Below are 18179 nucleotides of genomic sequence, written 5' to 3'. Positions count from 1 at the left end.
GAATCTCTGCGGGACGAGGACGGCACCCGCTGAATACGGCGCCGCCCCTAGACCGTGTCGCTCGCTTAGGCAAGCTTCTCCTTGACTTCCTGCGCGACATTCGCCGGCACTTCGTCATAGTGGCTGAACTGCATCGTGTACTGGGCACGGCCCTGGGTAAACGATCGCAGCTCGTTGACGTAGCCAAACATGTTGGCCAGCGGCACGAAGGCATCAACTGCCTGGGCATTGCCACGGGTATCGGTTCCCTGGATCTGGCCACGGCGGCTGTTGAGATCGCCGATCACATCGCCAAGGTAATCCTCTGGCGTGACGACTTCTACCTTCATGATCGGTTCGAGCAGCTTGATCCCCGACTTGCTGGCGACTTCGCGCATGGCACCGCGACCGGCGATTTCGAACGCGATCGCGCTCGAGTCGACGTCGTGATACGCACCATCGAACAGCGTGATGGAGAAGTCGATGATCGGGAAGCCGACGAGGTGGCCGCTTTCGGCCTGTTCGCGGAAACCCTTTTCAATCGCAGGGATATATTCCTTCGGAATGTTGCCGCCCTTGATCTCGTCCTGGAAGATCACGCCCTGCCCACGCTCACCGGGCGTAACCCGGACCTTGACGCGGCCGAACTGGCCCGAGCCGCCCGACTGCTTCTTGTGGGTGTAGTCAACTTCGACTTCGCGAGCGAGCGATTCGCGATAGGCCACCTGCGGCGCGCCCACGTTCGCTTCCACCTTGAATTCGCGTTTCATGCGATCAACCAGGATGTCGAGGTGAAGCTCGCCCATGCCCTTGATGATCGTCTGGCCACTTTCGTGGTCGGTTGAAACACGGAAGCTTGGATCTTCGGCAGCCAGGCGATTGAGCGCGACGCCCATCTTTTCCTGGTCGGCCTTGGTCTTGGGCTCAACCGACAGCTCGATAACCGGTTCGGGGAACTCCATCCGCTCGAGAATGATCGGCTTGGCTGGATCGCACAGCGTATCGCCGGTGGTGGTGTCCTTCATGCCCGCCAGCGCAACAATGTCACCGGCGAATGCTTCTTCGATGTCCTCGCGATTATTCGAGTGCATCAGCAGCATGCGGCCGATCTTTTCCTTCTTGTCCTTGACGGAGTTCAGAACCTGCCCCTTGGTGAGCTTGCCTGAATAGATGCGGGTGAAGGTGAGCGAACCAACGAACGGGTCGTTCATGATCTTGAACGCCAGCGCGCTGAAGGGTGCATCGTCGCTCGACGGGCGTTCCGCTTCTTCGTCGCTGTCAGGCAGCACGCCCTTGATCGCCGGAACGTCAAGCGGGCTCGGCATGTAATCGACCACTGCATCAAGCAGCGGCTGCACGCCCTTGTTCTTGAACGCCGAACCGCATAGCACCGGCACGAAAGCCTGCGCCATGGTGCCCTTGCGGATCAGCCGCTTCAGCGTTGCCGCATCAGGCAATTCGCCTTCAAGATATGCTTCCATCACGTCATCGTCCTGCTCGACGACAGTCTCGATCAGCTTTTCGCGATATTCGGCAGCCTTGTCGGCAAGATCAGCGGGGATATCGACATAGTTGAATGTCGCACCCAGATTTTCATTTTCCCACACGATGCCGCGATTGTTGACGAGATCGACCACGCCCTGAAGGTCGCTTTCCACACCGATCGGGAGGTAAAGCACCAGCGGGTTCGCGCCGAGGCGGTCGATGATCGACTGCACGCAGTAATAGAAGTCAGCACCGGTACGGTCCAATTTATTGATAAAGCACATTCTGGGTACTTTATACTTGTCGGCCTGGCGCCACACGGTTTCGGACTGCGGCTCGACGCCGGCCACCCCGTCGAACACCGCCACAGCTCCGTCGAGCACGCGCAGCGAACGTTCGACCTCGATGGTGAAGTCAACGTGGCCGGGCGTGTCGATGATGTTGATGCGGTGCTTGGGCCCCTGGCCATCCTCGGCCGACCAGAAGGTCGTCGTCGCGGCAGAGGTAATGGTGATCCCGCGCTCCTGCTCCTGCTCCATCCAGTCCATCGTCGCCGCGCCATCGTGCACTTCGCCGATCTTGTAGGACTTGCCGGTGTAGTAGAGGATACGTTCGGTAGTCGTGGTCTTGCCGGCATCGATGTGGGCCATGATGCCGATATTGCGGTACCGCTCCAGCGGATATTCGCGTGCCATGTTGGGTTCCTTGCTTGCCTCCGCTTCCCTTCGACAGGCTCAGGGTGAGCGGAGAAATTCCTGTTACCAGCGGTAATGCGAGAAGGCGCGGTTGGCGTCTGCCATGCGGTGCGTATCTTCGCGCTTCTTGACGGCATTGCCGCGGTTGTTGGCCGCATCCATCAGCTCGCCCGAAAGGCGCGCGCTCATGGTGGTTTCGGGCCGGCCGCGCGCGGCGGTGATCAGCCAGCGGATCGCCAGCGCCTGGGCACGCTCGGGGCGGACCTCGACCGGCACCTGATAGGTGGCACCGCCCACACGGCGGCTGCGCACTTCAACCTGCGGCTTCACATTGTTCAGCGCTTCGTGGAACAGCTGCACCGGATCGGCCTTGGCCTTGGTTTCGACCGTGTCGAGCGCGCCATAGACGATGCGCTCTGCAATGGACTTCTTACCATCCAGCATGAGGTTGTTCATGAACTTCGACAGCACCTGATCACCAAACTTGGGATCAGGCAGGATTTCCCGCTTTTCGGGACGACGACGACGTGACATCGGATATTCTCCTGTCGGACTTGCCCGGTTCGTCACCCTGAACTTGTTTCAGGGTCCATTTCGAACCTTGGGGCAGACCTTTCAAATAACTTGCGAACTCAGCACCAGGGGGATCCATGGATCCTGAACTGCGCTCGCTTGTGGCGAGCTTTTCAGGATGACCCATCCCCCGGATGGATCACTTCGGCCGCTTGGCGCCGTATTTCGAACGGCTCTGCTTGCGGTCCTTCACACCCTGCGTGTCGAGCACGCCGCGCAGCACGTGATAGCGCACGCCGGGAAGGTCGCGCACACGCCCGCCGCGGATCAGCACAACGCTGTGTTCCTGCAGGTTGTGGCCTTCGCCCGGGATATAGCTGATGACTTCGCGCTGGTTGGTCAGGCGCACCTTGGCAACCTTGCGCAGGGCGGAGTTCGGCTTCTTCGGCGTCGTGGTATAGACGCGGGTGCAAACGCCGCGCTTCTGCGGGTTCTGCTCCATCGCAGGGACCTTGCTCTTGGCCTTCTGCGGGGTGCGGCCCTTGCGGACCAGCTGGTTGATCGTCGGCATAGACTTCTTTCTCTTCACCTTCGTATTCCAAGGCTGCGGTAGTGCAGCCTTGGGCTCGCCCCTTCTCAGGCAAAACCGGTGCCCACTTTTGCATGAAGGGGCTCGATCCTGCCCGACACGGGCTGGCGGCACATGGGCGATGTGGAGGGAGGTTTGCCTGGTGCCCTGCCCGCATCCGTCATCCCGGACTTGATCCGGGATCCAGCGAGACGATAACGCCGCCGCAAGGCGACATCTGGCTACCAGGCTGAAACGCTCCACCCAAACCGGCCCTTCGGCCACCGGGTTACTTTGACGGCTGCCCCCAAACCCACTTTCGTCATTCCCGCGAAAGCGGGAATCCACATAGGTGAGTCCAATAGAAAAGAGCCTCGGCGCAAGCGCACCAGGCCCCCGGGACTAAACCGGCAATGTTCAGCTCTATTGCCCGATAGGGACTCGAAAGCCCCGCTCGGTTGGCGCGCCTTTATGTTGGAATGTTGGAAAGGTCAAGGGTGTGGGTGGGGGTAGGTCGGCTGCATTGCGCCCCAGTTTAGGTCATCCCGGCAGACATATCCGCACCCTGAAAGCAGTCAAAAGGGCCGTGCTGTTGTGATGTCTGCTGTTGTAGGCGTCAACCGATCTTGCCCTCACTTGTTCATCGCCACTCTACCGCAGTGACGGCAAAGGCACTTCCGCTAGAATGCGTGCCTGTATCGAAGGCGCGTTCGCTGGGCGCGATCTAGCCGTTAGCTCGGTCCGTACTGGCCGAAGGTGTGGAGCGCGCCGACTCACCAGAGCGGCACGCTCCGCGCTGACCAGCCTACTTGAATCGCGCGGCCAGTTGAGCCTCAAGTTGCGCCAGCGTGACATAGCCATCCTTGTCGGTATCGATGCGGCCGAAATTGGAAGCGATGCGGGTCATGCCGCCATTGCGGGCTTCCTGCTGGGTCAGCTTGCCGTCCTTGTTCTTGTCGGAGGCCCTGAACTTGGTCCGCAGTTCGGTCAGCCGGTCCTGGTAGGCGTCGGCGTGAGCGGCGGGGGCGAAAATCATCTTGGTAGCGGCGAATGCAGCAATCTGTGCAAGGGTCTTCATGGGACAATCTCCAGCGAGGTCATGGGTCAGGCGTGAGAGCGGCCAGAGAATCGCAATACCGCGACCAGCCGCCTCACTTGCCTGGTATAATGTACAACATTAACCGAGGCCATACAGTCGTAGGTTTGGCGCTGCGCGGGTGCCGCGCAAAGCCTAGCTCTCGGCGAGTCCCGCGCGGTCGAGCCGCCAGCACAGGGTGTCGATCCGGTCCTGGCCGAAAAAGGGTTCGCCCCGAAACACCATGGTCGGCACGCCCCAGTGGCCGGCGGCATCGAGCGCTTCCTGATTGCCCTCGATCTCTTCCAGGTGATCGCCGTCGGCAATTGCGGCATCAAGCTCAGCCAGATCAAGCCCGGCATCTGCCACCGCATCCTTGAGGAGGTCACCTTTATCCCATCCCCTGGTTCCGCCGAAGATCAGCGCGGCGACCCGGTCAGCCATTTCCACGCCCCGGCCCCGGCGATTGGCCTCCACCCCCAGCTTGGACAGGCGGTAAATATAGGGCTGCTCCTTGGCGACCTCCATCGTGCGGAAATCCTGCACGATCGGGTCGGGGTCTGTTGGGAAGACAATCGGCCGTCCCAGCATTTCGCCCCGACGGACGCTATCCATCATAATGTAGAGCGGCGGCTTGCGGTTGGCGGAATCGAACAGCGCCTGCGGATTGCGGACCGCGAGCGGCAGGACGACGCGCAGCTGCACATCGACATCATAGTCCTCGCGCAGCTGCAGCAGGTCCGCCGTCACCAGCCGCGAATAGGGGCTGCGGAATGACCAGAACACGTCAACAATTTCACTCATGATAGCTGTCCCCTATCCTGTCCGCGCAATGCCCGATCGGGAAGCACACGCGCCGCAAACCCCTGTGCGCCGCTGGCGGCTAGGCGCTGAAAACAAGGCCCTTGAAGTCACCCGACCGGCGCCAGGCCTCGATGTGCCGGAAGAAGCCTTCGGCACCGCCGGGGTGACCTTGTGACCGGCGAAATTTTTCGTTCCAGCCCTGGCCCTCGTTGTTCCAGAAGCCGGGCGTGCAATCCGACGAGGTGATCATGGAAGGCGGCGTTGTCATGATCAGCCTCACCCAATCCGACACCGCCTGCTGCGTCGGCTCGATCTCGGCATAGCCCCCTTGCTCGGCATGGGCGACCACCTGCGCGATCGTCGCGGCGTGATCGACGATGTTATGCGGAATATTGGAAACCATGTTGGCCCCCTGGTTCATTTGCACCGCAAAGGTGTTGGGGAAGCCATGCATGTGGAGGCCATGCAGCGTCTGCAATCCATCCGCCCAATAGTCCGACAGCATCTGTCCGTCGCGCCCCTTGAGGTCGAAGCCGGTCTTGAGCTGGAAATTGGCCCCATACTCGAAGCCCGAGGCATAAACGATGCAATCGACCTCGTAGAGTTTGCCGCCCACTATCAGGCCGGTCTCGGTGATCTGTTCGACTCCCTTGCCATCAGTATCAACCAAAGTGGTGTTGGCAGCATTGTAAGTGGGCAGGTATTCATCGCTGAAGCACGGACGCTTGCAGAGCTGCGAATACCACGGCTTCAGGTGCTCGGCGGTTTCCGGATTGTGGACCACGGTTTCTACCCGGGCCCGGATTTGCTCCATCTTCTCGATATCCGCGTCCTCGAAGGCGGCGCGCACGCGCGCGGTGCTTTGCTGGCCGGGCGCGGTGTTGAAGACCTTGCGAAGCCGCGCCACCAGCCGGGCGAGCCAAAGCGGCGTGCCGTCCAGTGCCTTTTCACGGATTCGGCGCGAGATTGCGGTCCAGCCGTCGTCGATCAGGTCTTCTGCCGGGAGGCCGCCGCCCATGTTCTCGACGAAGTTATCCATCCAGCGCTTCTGCCAGCCGGGCTGGGCAATGCTGGCGAACCATTCGGGATCGATCGGATGGTTGTTCCGCACATCGACCGAGGACGGCGTGCGCTGGAACACGTAGAGCTGCTTGGCGGTCTTGGCGACCTGCGGGATGCATTGCACGCCGGTTGCCCCGGTGCCGATGATGGCGACCCGCTTGTCGGCGAGCCTGTCCATGGGCGCGCCTAGCGCATCGCCGCCGGTATAGTCGTAATCCCAGCGGCTGGTGTGGAACGATTTGCCCTTGAAGGTCTCGATCCCCGGAATGCCCGGCAGCTTCGCCACGTGCAGCGGCCCAGTGCCGATCGCGACATATTTGGCGGTGAAGTTATCGCCCCGATTGGTGGTGATCCGCCAGAGGCGTGAGGCCTCCTGCCATGCCATGCTCGACACCTCGGTGTGGAACAGTGCCTTGTCATAGAGGTCGTAATGCTGGGCGATCCGTTCGCAATGCGCGAGGATTTCGGGCCCGCGCACATACTTCTCGCTTGGGCGATAGCCGGTCTCTTCGAGCAGCGGCAGGTAGATCATCGCCGCTGTGTCGCAGCGTGCGCCGGGATAGCGGTTCCAGTACCAGGTGCCGCCCACGCCGCCGGCCTTGTCGATCAGGCGAAAACTGTCGATCCCTGCTTCCTTGAGCCGCGCGCCGACCACGAGCCCCGACATGCCTGCACCAACAAAGGCGAACGTGACATGATCGGCCACCGGCTCGCGCTCGGTATACGGCGTGTAGGGATCGGCGGCGAGCGCGGCGAACTTGCCCGAGAGCCTCTGATACTGATCGTTCCCATCAGGGCGGAGGCGCTTTGCGCGCTCGGCGGCGTATTTCGCCTTGATGTCAGCCTTGTCGAGCACCGTCGTCATCGTGTTTGCCTCATGTCTGATCTGGTCCTCGCGCCGGGCTTCTCGCCGACCCATGCAGGGTCCAGTCGCGAATTCCGGCGCGCCAAAGCGCCGCCGCAGCGCCGATACTGCGACGCCCAGAGAATTAATGTATCACATTATAAAGTCAAGCGGGCAGGGTGATCACCTGCGCCTAAGCCGATGCCCCAAGATAGGCTGCAATGCAGGTGGCCGCCTCCTTGACTGCATCTTCAAGCGGCGGCGCGGTTCCGGCCTCGACCTTACCGGCATAATCGGCCGCTTGAACCAGCGAGATCATAAAGCTGTGTCGCATCCGCGACGCCAGCTTTTCGAGCGGCACGTTCGGCAGGGATGAGACCAGTTCATCGCGCAGCCATACGAGGCTTTGCATGCCAGCCTCCACTGTCGACTGCGAAAAGTCAAAACGCGGGTCGGTGGCGAACTGCAGGGCAAAGCTGACATACATCCGGCCGCTTTCTTCTAGGCATGCCTCCATGAAGGGGCCGATTGCCGCCTCGATAAGCGCCACCAAACGGCGATCCGGATCACTTTCGTCGATATTCTGAAACCGAACAACCCGCTCAGCTTCGATCGCGCGATAGCGCTGGGCAAAGACTTCCCTGATCAGGCCCTCGATGCTGCCGAAATGGTAATGCACCGCGCTGGGATTGCGCGCGCCAGCATCGGTCGTGATCATCTTCACCGAGACCGAGCCGATCCCCTTTTCGGCGATCAGCCGCTCGGCCGATCGCAGCAATTCGGCCTTGGTGTCCTGACGACTTGATACTTCCATAACACCCGCTAATAATGCCAAGCATTAGAATGGCAATGTCGTGTCTTATCATTGCTCCCAAGGAGATAGCAAGCGGAGGGCAATGATAAGGCAAAGGCGTGGAGCGTCCTTGGGAGAGCGCCTGTGAATGAAGCTGATCACGGCGCTGTTGCCGTAAAGCCTGTGGCAGCTTCGAAGCCGCTGGGGCGCTGGACGAAGCTGGCGTTTGGTTTCGGCGCGGTCGCGCCGGGCGTGACGACGGGCGGTTTCGAGTTTTTCCTGCTCATCTATTACAGCCAGGTGGTCGGGCTTGATGCGCGACTGGTGGGGCTGGCGATTCTGATTGCGCTCGTTTGCGATGCAATCAGCGATCCGATTGTCGGCTATTGGTCGGACAATTTCCGCTCGCGCTGGGGCCGACGCCACCCGATGATGTATGCTTCAGCTATCCCGGTAGCGGTCGGCTTCTTCCTGCTGTGGTCGCCGCCCGAAGGCGCGAGCCAGACGGTGCTGTTCTGGTATCTGCTGGTGCTGGCCGTCACGGTGCGGACCGCGATCACGTTTTACCGCACCCCTTCGGCCGCGCTGACCCCCGATTTGACCCCCGATTACGGCGAGCGTACCAAGCTGATCAGCCTGCGCTATTTCCTCGGATGGACGGGGGGCAATGCCATTGCGGTGTGGATGTTCTTTATCCTGTTCCCGCGCTCCTCGACCGAGGCGATTGCCGATGGCCGCTTCAACCCGGAAGCCTACGTCACCTATGGCATCGCGGCGGCGGTGGTGATCCTGCTGTCGATCCTGATCGGATCGGTTGGGACTCACTCTCGCATTCCCTACCTCAGCCCCGCGCCGCCCAAGCGCCGCTTCACCCTCAGTCTGATTTTCGGCGAATTGTTCGAAACGCTGTCGAATCGCTCGTTTCTGGCACTCTTCGCAGGCGCCATGCTGTTCGGCATCGCGGCGGGGCTAAGCTCGGGCATGTCGCTTTATTTCTTCACCTATTTCTGGGGCTTCAGCGAGATCGAGACCGGCATGCTGTTCCTTGGAACCTTCGTTGCCGCGCTGATCGGCTTTGTGCTTGCCCCGATTGTCTCACGGCGCATCGGCAAGAAGCGCGGGGCGATCATCGTGGGGCTCGTCGCCTTCCTCGGCGCGCCCTTGCCGATTGTGTTGCGGCTCGTCGGACTGTTGCCGCCCAATGACGATCCTTTCGTGTTCTGGTTCGTCTTGGTGGCGCAGATCATCGATGTCGGCCTCATCATTTGTTTCCAGATCCTGTTCGCAGCGATGCTGGCCGACCTGGTCGAGGACAGCGAGTTGCGGACAGGGCGGCGCTCCGAAGGCGTGTTCAATGCGGCCGAGACCTTCATCGACAAATCGGTGCGGGGGATCGGTGTGATGGCGGCAAGCGCGGTGCTGACGCTGGCCGCTCTGCCGACCGGGGCCGGGGTGGAGGAGGTCAGCGCTGACACCCTGTGGTGGATGGGCACGCTGTATGTGCCGCTGGTACTGGCGCTGTGGCTGACAATGATTGCGCTGATCGCGCAATATCAGATTGACGAGGCCACCCACGAGGAGAACCTGCGCCAGCTGGGCCGCTGACGCTCCCCCAAGCCGGTTGGCCCCCGCCGGTTACTCCGCCTCAACCGCCGCGACCACGCGTTCGATGGCTTCTGCAATCTCGCTTGGCACCTCTTCCTGAAGGAAGTGGCCGGCCTGGGTTTCGGTCACGCGGGCCTCGGGGAACATTTCCGTCATCACCGGCAGAATGCGCGAGAGGATCGGGTCGCGCATCCCCCACACGATCTCGGTCGGCACCTTGAGCGATTTGGCATAGGCCTCAACCTCTGCCATCGCTGGCGAGCTCGGGTGGTCGGGACCGGTGGGGACCATCCGCATCAGCGCCAGTGGGCCCTTGATATTGCCGCTGTCGCGCACCGGGCGGGAATAGAGCGCGGCGACTTCTGGCGGGATTGATGACGGATCGCCCTGCGCTTCATGGATCCGGTCGAACACCGAGACGACATTTTCGAGCAGGATTTCGCCCACAATCGGGGTCGCGGCGATCGCATGGGGGCGCGAAAGCTCGAACTTCTCCTTGGGGGCGGTCCAGCCCGTGTTGAGAACGACCATACCCTTGAGCAGTTCTGGCGAGCGCCTCATAGCGCCAAGCCCGACCGCGCCGCCCCAGTCCTGACCAACATAGACCGTCCCGCCCAGATCAAGCTGGCGCAGCGCCGCATTCATCCAGCGGATGTGGTTTTCAAGCGTGTGCTGGCTCGCCGGAACCTTGGTGGAGAAGCCCAGCCCAACCATGGTCGGCATGATCAACCGCATCCGGTCGGTCGGCAATTCCTGCCAGATCTTGCGATAAAGCAGGCCGTTGGTGGGGTTGCCGTGCTGAAGATAGACCGGGGTGCCCGATCCCGCTTCGAGTATGTGGATCTTGATGCCCGGCTCAACCTCGATGAGATAGCTCTTGTAGCCTGCGGGCAGCACCTCATGGGCATAGTCGGGCAGGGCAAAGCCCTCGAACGTGCCCGAAGCGGTGACCACCGTGCCTGACCCTTGCGGCGTGACCAGCGCGCCCTCGCGGGTCATCCACCAGATCCCGGCAATCGCAGGAATCGCCACGATACCCAGCCCGATCAGCAACTTCATCATCATCCAGAAATCTCCCGCGCCCTTGAGCAGACTATATTAATGCATTGCATTACGCTGGGCTTCTATGGCCAATCAATGCCGCAATCAAGCCTCTCGCGGCACTCCGGCCGAGCGTGCGGCGAAAAGCAATAGCCCGACGAACACCAGCTCGGGCACGATCCGTTCTGGCAAGAGCGGTGCGCCGTGGAGCGCGGTGGCCATGATCCGTCCGAACGCGAGCACCCCGAAGATCAGCATCGGCGGATAATACCACACGCGTTCCTTGCGGATCACGCCCAGCAACAGAAAGACGGCAATCGTGAGCGACCAACCTGCCATCACCCCGATCATCGTGCTGAGCCCCAGCCCGCCTTCCGGCACACCAAACCCGCCGAACTTGGCGGCCCGCACAGGATTGACGAGCCACACGATGCCCTGTGCGCCGAAGATCAGCGCCAGCAGCACGGGCGGCAGCTGGACGAGGTATCTAAGAAACCTTGTCACCACCCGGCTCAGAACGTCTTGCGCAGGGTCGCCCCGAAGGTGCGCGGCTGGCCCGGTGCGCCGCTGAACGAGCCGGCCTGCAACACCGTTGGCGATGCAAACACAAGATATTGGTCATCGAACAGGTTGCGCGCCCACAGGCTGATGCCAAGCCCGCTCTGCGTGCGGATGCCGAGCGCGGCGTTGATCAGGTTCTGTTCGCGCGTGTAATCGGTCGCATCGATGATCGCCTGCTCTGCGGGATTGTCGAAGAAGGGCGAATCGCCAATATGCTGCCAGTCGGCCCGCACGAAAGCGTCGAGATCGCCGATCGTGAACCCGTAAGCGGCTGCCAGGCTGAACTGGGTTTCGGCGATGCCCTGCGGCTTTTGTCCGGAGATATCGATCCCGTCTCCGAAATTGGGGAAGCTGTCATAGACCGGATCGAGGAAGGTCGCGCCGCCGGACAGGACCAGCCCCAGATACGGGCTCCAGGTGAAGTCGAACTCGACCCCGAAGGTCGACTGCTCGGCCGCATTGGCAAGCACGAATCCGTCTTCGGTGAAGACGTTGGTCTGGAAATTCTGAATAGTCTGCTCAAACACGGTGAGGTTGAAGCTCAGCGTGTCGAAGGCCGCCTTGATCCCAAGCTCATAAACCTCAGAATCCTCAGGACCAGCAAAACGAGTGCCCGATGACAGGTTCACAAGGTTGAGCCCGGCATCGGTGATCGGCGATGAGGGGGTCGAAAACACCGGGCGCTGCGTGAACCGGTCGAACACGGGATTGCCGGCGGTATAATCCTCCGGGAACGGACGGCTCTGGCGCGACAGGTTCCACGAGGTCGCCTTGAAGCCAGTCGCATAGGAGACGTAGACATTGATGTTGTCGGTCACGTCATAGGCCAGCCGCGCGGTAAAATCGGTGCTGTTGTCGTTGCTGATCCCGTCCTCGACCGCGTTGGGAAAGCCGAGAAAGGGCGGAAATGGCTGCAAGGCACGCACCGCGTTGAATGGATTGGTGGGCCCTTGCGCCACCGTCAGCGCCTGTTGCTGGAGCTGGGCGTAGAGCTGCGGGTTGGTCTGGATGAACATGCCGACCTGTGCGGGGTTGGTAGGATTGACGCCCCTGCCTGTCAGCAGCTGCCCAAGGGTCGCTGCATAGCCCAGCTGTTCGAGATTGAGGCTGGCCAGCGCCTCGGTGCTGACCGCGTTCAGGCTCACTTCCTTGTGGTCGTCGGTGTAGCTTATGCCGAATGTGGCGGTCAGCCGGTCGGTGATGTTGATATCAGCCGAAGCGAAGATCGACCACGCCGTGTTGTCCTGATGCCCGGTATCGGTGATCCCCTGACCCTCGCCGCCTAGCGTGGGCGATGGGGTCCCGGTGGACTGGGTGACAAGGTTCTGAAGATTGACCAGAACCTGCGGGTTGCCGATCAGCGAGTCGAGATAGCGGCGATAATCCGCGCCATTGAGAATCTGGTTGTTCACATCCAGCGTCTCATCAAAGTAATAGCCGCCGACGGTCCAATCGATCAGATTGCTCGCGCCCACCGACTGCAGCCGGATTTCCTGCGTGAAAGTTTCGATCTCGCTGCTTTGATTTACCGTGCCGAACAGCGAAAGATCAGTGACGTCGGCATCGAAATCGGATGAATTGGTGTTGCTGCGATAGGCGGTGATGCTGGTCAGCGCGGCAAAGCCCAGATCGACATCACCCTGCAGCGATAAGCCTGCGTTCTCGATCTCGTTGGCTGGCGCAACGTCATAGAACACCTCGTAAGAGTACGGATCTTCCGAGACGAACTGTCCGCCCAGCGCGCGGATATTGGCGCCGGTCGGACCCTCGACGAGGTTGGTGACGCCGCAGCAGACCTCGTTGATCTTGTCATAATCGCCGATCAGGCGGAACGAGACATCGAGCGTCGGCTCCCACAAGATATCCCCGCGCACGCCCCAACGGTCGCGCTGGTTGTAATCGGCGCCCGTGCCCAGATCCTCGAAAAAGCCATCGCGGCGGTTGTAATTGCCCGAAAGCGAGGCAGCGAGATTCTCGGTCAGCGGCCCGGTGACATAGGCATCGAAGCGGCGCAGATCGTAATTGCCGATGCTGGCTTCGACCGCTCCGGAAAGTTCGAATTGCGGCTTGCGGGTGGTCACCGAAATGATCCCGGCTGAAGCGTTCTTGCCGAACAGCGTCGACTGCGGCCCACGCAGCACCTCGACCCGTTCAAGGTTGGGCAGGTCCGAGATCGCCGCTGCCGAGCGTGAACGGTAGACCCCGTCGATGAAGACACCGACCGAAGGCTCAAGCCCGATCGCGTTCTGGCCGTTGCCAAAGCCGCGAATGAAGAAGGTGGTATTGCCCGAAGTCTGCCCCTGCCGCACCGCCAGCGAGGGCACCAGTGTCTGGAGATCAGCGAGGTCCTGAATTTCGGCCTGCTCGATTTCCTCGGCACCGACCACCGAGACGGCGACCGGGGTTTCCTGGAGGGTCTGCTCGCGCTTGGTCGCGGTCACGACAATGACGGGGACCCGCGGGGTCGACACGTCCGGCTGGTCAGGATCGGCCTGTTCCTGCGCAAGGAGCGGCGTGCCCATGCCGATCAGGAGGGCCGGAAATGCGGCACCAAGTGCCAACTTCGAACAAAATGTGACGGGTTGATCCCCCCGGCGAGATTGCAGCACTATTCCCTCCCAAGTCTACAGCCGACATTCAATGTGCCGGATGATTGATTGCATTAATGGTATACATTATTTTGTGGCCTGCAAGGGGTGAGTTGCAGGCAGGGGGCAAAGGTCCGGAGCACCCGCTTTGTAGCGGTGCATTGCCTTTTCTAATCGAACCCATTAACCATTGCGCAAACGGGTTTGCAAGCGGCGGTAAGACCGGCTGCACTGGTATGCCGGAGACCGGAACGCGGCAGGGAGTGGGATGCGAATGCTGAAGAAGATCGGGATCGTCGGGCTTGTCGCTGTGTTGCTGATCGGAGCGCTCGGGTGGTTCAACCGCGCGACGATTATTCAGATGATCGCGCTGAACCGTGCCGAGGCGAACCGGATCGAGGCCGACCCGACCCAGACCGTTCCGTGGAGCAAGGGCCCCGCCGAGGCGAGCACGCCGCTCGCCGACCGGCCGCCCAACATCGTCTTTATCCTGCTCGATGACCTCGGCTATAACGACATCACCACCTTCGGCGGGGGCATTGGTGGTGGCAAGGTGCCCACCCCCAATATCGATCGGCTGGCAGCACAAGGTGCGATCTTCTCGCAGGCCTATTCCGGCACCGGCACCTGCGCGCCGTCCCGCGCGATGCTGATGACCGGGCGCTACCCGACGCGCACCGGGTTCGAATTCACCCCGACGCCCGATGGCATGACCAATGTGATCGCCGCCTTCGCCGCAGGCCGCGAGCAACCACACCTACCCCCGCTTGAAGTCAATCCCGCGGTCAATGATGAAGACCTGCCGTTTCGCAACAAGGGCCTGCCGCAATCGGAAATCACCATTGCCGAGCTGCTCAAGCAGCGCGATTATCACACCGTCCATATCGGCAAATGGCATCTCGGCAACAGCCCGCAATTCCTGCCCAATGCCCAAGGTTTCGACGAGAGCCTGCTGATGCACAGCGGGCTGTACCTGCCTGAGGATGACCCGAACGTCGTCAACGCTCGGCTCGAATTCGATCCCATCGACAAGTTCCTGTGGGCCGCGATGAGCTTTGCCGCATCCTACAATGGCGGTGAGCCGTTCACACCGGGCGGCTATCTCACCGATTGGTGGACCGACGAAACGCTGCGGGTAATCGAGGCCAATCGCCACCGTCCGTTCTTCCTCCACCTTGCGCACTGGGCGCCGCACACGCCGCTGCAGGCCACCAAGGCGGATTTCGACGCGGTCGGCGAATTCGGGACGCATCACGAGCGTGTCTATGCCGCGATGATCCGCGCGGTGGATCGCAGCATTGGGCGGGTAATGGACAAGCTTGAGGCCGAAGGGCTGGCGGACAACACCATCGTAATCCTGAGCAGCGACAATGGCGCGCCCGGTTATATCGGCATCCCCGAGGTCAATGCGCCGTTCCGGGGCTGGAAGATCACCCTGTTCGAAGGCGGCATCCGCGTGCCAATGTTCGTCAAGTGGCCGCAGCGCATCGCGGCGGGCACGGTGGTCGATACACCGGTGGCGCATATCGACCTGTTCCCCAGCCTCGCCTCAGCCGCCGGTGTGGCCCTCCCCAGCGACCGTGTGATCGACGGGGTCGACTTCATGCCCGCCGCCTTCGGCACCGGACCCTTGCAGCGCAAGGACAATGCGATCTTTTGGCAATCGGGCAACTACCGGGTGGTGCGCGCGGGCGACTGGAAGCTGCAGGTGGATGGCTACCAGAACAAGCTGTGGCTGTTCAATCTCGCCGCTGATCCGGGGGAGCGCAATAACCTTGCGGCCAAGCAGCCCAAGAAGGTGGCCGAGCTAAAGGCGCTGCTCGCTACGCATCACGCCAATGCAGTTCCCTCGCTGTGGCCGCACAGCCTGATCAGCCCGATCGTGATCGACAAGACCATCGATCAGGCGGTGGCCAAGGAGGATGAATACATCCTCTGGCCCAATTGAGGGAGTGACCGGAATGAACATCGTGCTCTCCGGAATGGCTGTGGTTGGCGGGATTATCGTGCTCGCCATCGTCGTGGTCGGGGTCATCGGTCTGCGCCAGCCATCGCGCCGCATCTACCGCTATCGCACCGTCATCCTGGCCGCCGTCCGGCAGGACCAACCCGGCGCGCGTCTGATCGCCGACAACCGTATCGCCGACAAGGCGCTGTGGCGAGGCTCGGCGCTGTTCACGCTGATCGGTGGTGGCGAGCCCTATTGGACCCAATACCTGATCTTCCCGCCCGGCGGCTTGGATGTGGCAGAACTGAAGGCGCAGCCGGGGGTTTCGGACCTGTATGTGGTGGAACTCGCCCTTACACCGGTCCCGGCAATTGCGCTTGGCGTACTGCGGCTGCGCCATTTGCTTGGTCTCACCCGCAGGCCTGCCGCGCCATTGCCGAGCGCACTCGACCATATCGAGGGGCGGCGCGATGTGCTGCCCACCATTGAAGCCATCGCCAACGCGCAGGCGCTGCCTTCGGACATGACTTTGGCCATGATGAACTTTCTCGAATATCCTGCCATCGCCAAAGGCGACGCTGCGAATGGGCGCGCGGCGTATCATCGCTATGGCCGCGAGGCCATGCGAGCCGTTCACGCTGTTGGCGGCCAGTTCCTGTTTGCCGGCCAGATCACTTCGGTGCTGGCCGAACCGCAAGAGCCGCAATGGCAGGAGCCCTGGGACGATCTCGCCGCGATGATCTATCCCGATCCGACCGCGATTTTCGCGATGGAACAATTCCCATTCTACCGCCGCGCACTCGGCGACCGGGACGAGGGGCTCAAACGCACCCGTGTGGTCGCCACCCGCGCCTATTGAGCGGCCCTGCGCCGGCGCACCAGCACAACGACCCTTCGCACCACCAACCTGATTATCAGCGCCAACACCAGCAGGACAACTCCAAGCACGGCGTAAAGCCAGGGGTAGTTGGTCAACAGCCGCGCCCCGATGTTGCGGTTGACCTCGGCGATCGAATCATACCCTTCCGGCATGGCCAGCGCGCCGACCCGCTCGGTGTAAGCATCATAGGCTGCCAGCAGCTTCGCCTTGACCGCTCGCTCGCGCGCGCTGAGATCGGTCGTCTCACCCGGGTCGCGCACAATGTTATAGAGCCTCCACTGGCCATCGCCGACCGGGGGCACGCTGCGGGTGATCTTGTGGTCGCCCAGATAGAGCGCTGAATTGCCCGAAACCTCGATCGCGCGGGCTTCGTCAGCGCCATAGGCGCTCTCGGCCTCGCCTGCGAGCACCGGCAACAGGCTGCGCCCGGTCATCGGCTTGCCTGCGCTGGCTCCGGGATCGACCTCCAACCATTCGAGCACGGTCGGAGCGATATCGGTCACCATCGCCGGGCTGTCGATGCGTTGCGGCTCGATGCCGGGGCCCGCCATGATCAGCGGCACCCTGATCCCGCCCTCGGTCGCGTAGAACTTGTACCACGCACCGGGAGTGGCGGCCGCTGCAGCCCATTCAGGCCCGATGAAGCCCCAGTGCCCAGGACCGCCCATGGTCTCAAGCCCGATGTCATAACCGGTCAGCCAGTGGAACAGGCTGAGGTTTGCGCTATCGTCGCCGCGTGAAGGCTCCGGGCCATTGTCCGACGAGACGATGAAGATCGTGTTGTCGTATTCTCCGATGGTTTTGAGGTGTACGATCAGCCGTCCGATGTGGAAGTCCATCGCCTCCAGCATCGCTGCGTTCACCTCCATGCGCGCGGCATAGAGCGCGCGGTCTTCGTCCGAGAGACTGGCCCACGGACGAAAATCGGGCGGCAGGGCGGCGAGCGGCGCGCCTTGCGGGATCAGACCGAGCGCCTGCGCCCGTTCATGCCGCTCCTTGCGCAGCACCTCCCAGCCGGCGTCATAGCGGCCCTTGTAGCGGTCGATGAATTCCTGCGGCGCCTGCACCGGGATGTGGACCGCCTGAAACGGCAGATAGGCGAAGAACGGCTTGGCGGGATCGGTCTCTTCCAGATATTTGATCGCCGTATCGACGATAAAGCGCGAAGAATAGAAATCCTCCGGCAGGTTGGTCTCGACCCCATCCTCGAACCACGGCGCGTCCTTGTAATAGGGCATGTAGGACCGGTCGTCCCAATTGTCCGCGCCGGATGCAGCGAGCGCAAAGCTGCGGTCGAAGCCGTGCGCCTGCGGCATCTCGTCCGGCGCCTCGCCCATGTGCCACTTGCCCGCCATGACGGTGCGATAGCCCTGTGCCCGCAAGCGGTCGGCCAGCGTCAGCACCCCCGGCTCGAGTGCCATTGTGTAGCCGGGCATGCCGCGCTGCTCTCTGGGCAGGACTTCGGGAATGGTGGCAATGCCGGTGAGGTGCGCGTCCATCCCCGTCAACAGCATCGCGCGCGAAGGTGAACACAAAGGCGAAGCGCGGTACTGGGTAAAGAGCGCCCCGCGTCCGGCCAGAGCGTCGATATTGGGGGTGTGCGCCTCGCCCCCATAGGCACCGAAGTCCATCAGCGCCACGTCGTCGGCGAGGATGACGACAACGTTGGGCGGCTTGCCAGCCGGGTTGGCAGGGCTGTTCGCGCCCACCAGGGAGGCGACCGCAAATAGAGGCAATA

Annotated in this window: 14 protein-coding genes; 3 read left to right on the top strand and 11 right to left on the bottom strand. The window is 61.9% G+C overall.

Features of this window, described 5'->3' with window-relative positions; genetic code table 11:
* Window positions 1-65: 65 nt before the first annotated feature.
* The 7 genes from fusA to ACX2DJ_RS11390 form a co-directional block, all read right to left on the bottom strand.
* Complete coding sequence (fusA, locus tag ACX2DJ_RS11420; RefSeq protein WP_462572765.1) at window positions 66-2159, bottom strand: elongation factor G; 2094 nt, start codon at window positions 2157-2159, stop codon at window positions 66-68.
* A gap of 63 nt (window positions 2160-2222) precedes the next feature.
* Window positions 2223-2693: a 30S ribosomal protein S7 gene (gene rpsG / locus ACX2DJ_RS11415; protein WP_462572764.1), complete on the bottom strand. Its 471-nt coding sequence runs from the start codon at window positions 2691-2693 to the stop codon at window positions 2223-2225.
* Between the two features lie 178 nt (window positions 2694-2871).
* Complete coding sequence (rpsL, locus tag ACX2DJ_RS11410; RefSeq protein ID WP_007164630.1) at window positions 2872-3243, bottom strand: 30S ribosomal protein S12; 372 nt, start codon at window positions 3241-3243, stop codon at window positions 2872-2874.
* Window positions 3244-4045: 802 nt separating this feature from the next.
* The gene (locus ACX2DJ_RS11405; RefSeq protein WP_462572763.1) at window positions 4046-4318 is read right to left on the bottom strand and encodes an EF-hand domain-containing protein; all 273 of its coding nucleotides are present in this window, start codon (window positions 4316-4318) and stop codon (window positions 4046-4048) included.
* 153 nt (window positions 4319-4471) lie between these two features.
* Window positions 4472-5119 carry a 2-hydroxychromene-2-carboxylate isomerase gene (locus tag ACX2DJ_RS11400; RefSeq protein ID WP_462572762.1) on the bottom strand — a complete coding sequence of 216 codons (648 nt, stop codon included), beginning with the start codon at window positions 5117-5119 and terminating at the stop codon, window positions 4472-4474.
* 79 nt (window positions 5120-5198) lie between these two features.
* A complete protein-coding gene (locus tag ACX2DJ_RS11395) occupies window positions 5199-7100 on the bottom strand; it encodes a flavin-containing monooxygenase (protein ID WP_462572761.1) in 1902 nt (633 codons plus the stop codon).
* A 118-nt stretch (window positions 7101-7218) separates the two neighbouring features.
* The gene (locus ACX2DJ_RS11390; protein WP_462572760.1) at window positions 7219-7839 is read right to left on the bottom strand and encodes a TetR/AcrR family transcriptional regulator; all 621 of its coding nucleotides are present in this window, start codon (window positions 7837-7839) and stop codon (window positions 7219-7221) included.
* A 123-nt stretch (window positions 7840-7962) separates the two neighbouring features.
* On the opposite strand from ACX2DJ_RS11390, the gene ACX2DJ_RS11385 reads away from it, so the two are divergent.
* Window positions 7963-9423 carry an MFS transporter gene (locus tag ACX2DJ_RS11385; RefSeq protein WP_462572758.1) on the top strand — a complete coding sequence of 487 codons (1461 nt, stop codon included), beginning with the start codon at window positions 7963-7965 and terminating at the stop codon, window positions 9421-9423.
* A gap of 30 nt (window positions 9424-9453) precedes the next feature.
* Here ACX2DJ_RS11385 and ACX2DJ_RS11380 read toward each other — a convergent pair whose 3' ends face one another.
* The 3 genes from ACX2DJ_RS11380 to ACX2DJ_RS11370 form a co-directional block, all read right to left on the bottom strand.
* Complete coding sequence (locus ACX2DJ_RS11380; RefSeq protein WP_462572757.1) at window positions 9454-10488, bottom strand: alpha/beta fold hydrolase; 1035 nt, start codon at window positions 10486-10488, stop codon at window positions 9454-9456.
* Between the two features lie 81 nt (window positions 10489-10569).
* Window positions 10570-10968, bottom strand: coding sequence for a hypothetical protein (locus ACX2DJ_RS11375; RefSeq protein ID WP_462572755.1), 399 nt, complete (start codon window positions 10966-10968; stop codon window positions 10570-10572).
* A gap of 8 nt (window positions 10969-10976) precedes the next feature.
* Entirely contained in the window at window positions 10977-13547 is a 2571-nt protein-coding gene (locus ACX2DJ_RS11370; RefSeq protein WP_462572754.1) for a TonB-dependent receptor, read from the bottom strand.
* A 340-nt stretch (window positions 13548-13887) separates the two neighbouring features.
* Here ACX2DJ_RS11370 and ACX2DJ_RS11365 point away from each other — a divergent pair, with 340 nt between their 5' ends.
* Both ACX2DJ_RS11365 and ACX2DJ_RS11360 read left to right on the top strand, forming a co-directional pair.
* On the top strand, window positions 13888-15561 hold the full coding sequence (locus ACX2DJ_RS11365) for a sulfatase (protein ID WP_462572752.1): 1674 nt from the start codon (window positions 13888-13890) through the stop codon (window positions 15559-15561).
* Window positions 15562-15574: 13 nt separating this feature from the next.
* Window positions 15575-16420: a hypothetical protein gene (locus ACX2DJ_RS11360; RefSeq protein WP_462572750.1), complete on the top strand. Its 846-nt coding sequence runs from the start codon at window positions 15575-15577 to the stop codon at window positions 16418-16420.
* On the opposite strand, the gene ACX2DJ_RS11355 is transcribed toward ACX2DJ_RS11360, so the two are convergent.
* Window positions 16414-18150, bottom strand: a complete 1737-nt coding sequence (locus tag ACX2DJ_RS11355) for an arylsulfatase (RefSeq protein WP_462572749.1) — start codon at window positions 18148-18150, stop codon at window positions 16414-16416. The genes ACX2DJ_RS11360 and ACX2DJ_RS11355 overlap by 7 nt on opposite strands.
* Window positions 18151-18179: the final 29 nt, after the last annotated feature.

Source organism: Altererythrobacter chaiwopuensis (genome assembly GCF_054957755.1).
This window is presented reverse-complemented; position numbering and strand designations above follow the sequence as displayed.

Coding starts and splice junctions, on each gene's coding strand:
- fusA (WP_462572765.1), bottom strand. CDS start 2,159: ATGGCACGCGAATATCCGCTGGAGCGGTACCGCAATATCGGCATCATG.
- ACX2DJ_RS11370 (WP_462572754.1), bottom strand. CDS start 13,547: ATGGGCACGCCGCTCCTTGCGCAGGAACAGGCCGATCCTGACCAGCCG.
- ACX2DJ_RS11360 (WP_462572750.1), top strand. CDS start 15,575: ATGAACATCGTGCTCTCCGGAATGGCTGTGGTTGGCGGGATTATCGTG.
- ACX2DJ_RS11395 (WP_462572761.1), bottom strand. CDS start 7,100: ATGGGTCGGCGAGAAGCCCGGCGCGAGGACCAGATCAGACATGAGGCA.
- ACX2DJ_RS11405 (WP_462572763.1), bottom strand. CDS start 4,318: ATGAAGACCCTTGCACAGATTGCTGCATTCGCCGCTACCAAGATGATT.
- rpsG (WP_462572764.1), bottom strand. CDS start 2,693: ATGTCACGTCGTCGTCGTCCCGAAAAGCGGGAAATCCTGCCTGATCCC.
- ACX2DJ_RS11390 (WP_462572760.1), bottom strand. CDS start 7,839: ATGGAAGTATCAAGTCGTCAGGACACCAAGGCCGAATTGCTGCGATCG.
- ACX2DJ_RS11365 (WP_462572752.1), top strand. CDS start 13,888: ATGCTGAAGAAGATCGGGATCGTCGGGCTTGTCGCTGTGTTGCTGATC.
- ACX2DJ_RS11380 (WP_462572757.1), bottom strand. CDS start 10,488: ATGATGATGAAGTTGCTGATCGGGCTGGGTATCGTGGCGATTCCTGCG.
- rpsL (WP_007164630.1), bottom strand. CDS start 3,243: ATGCCGACGATCAACCAGCTGGTCCGCAAGGGCCGCACCCCGCAGAAG.
- ACX2DJ_RS11400 (WP_462572762.1), bottom strand. CDS start 5,119: ATGAGTGAAATTGTTGACGTGTTCTGGTCATTCCGCAGCCCCTATTCG.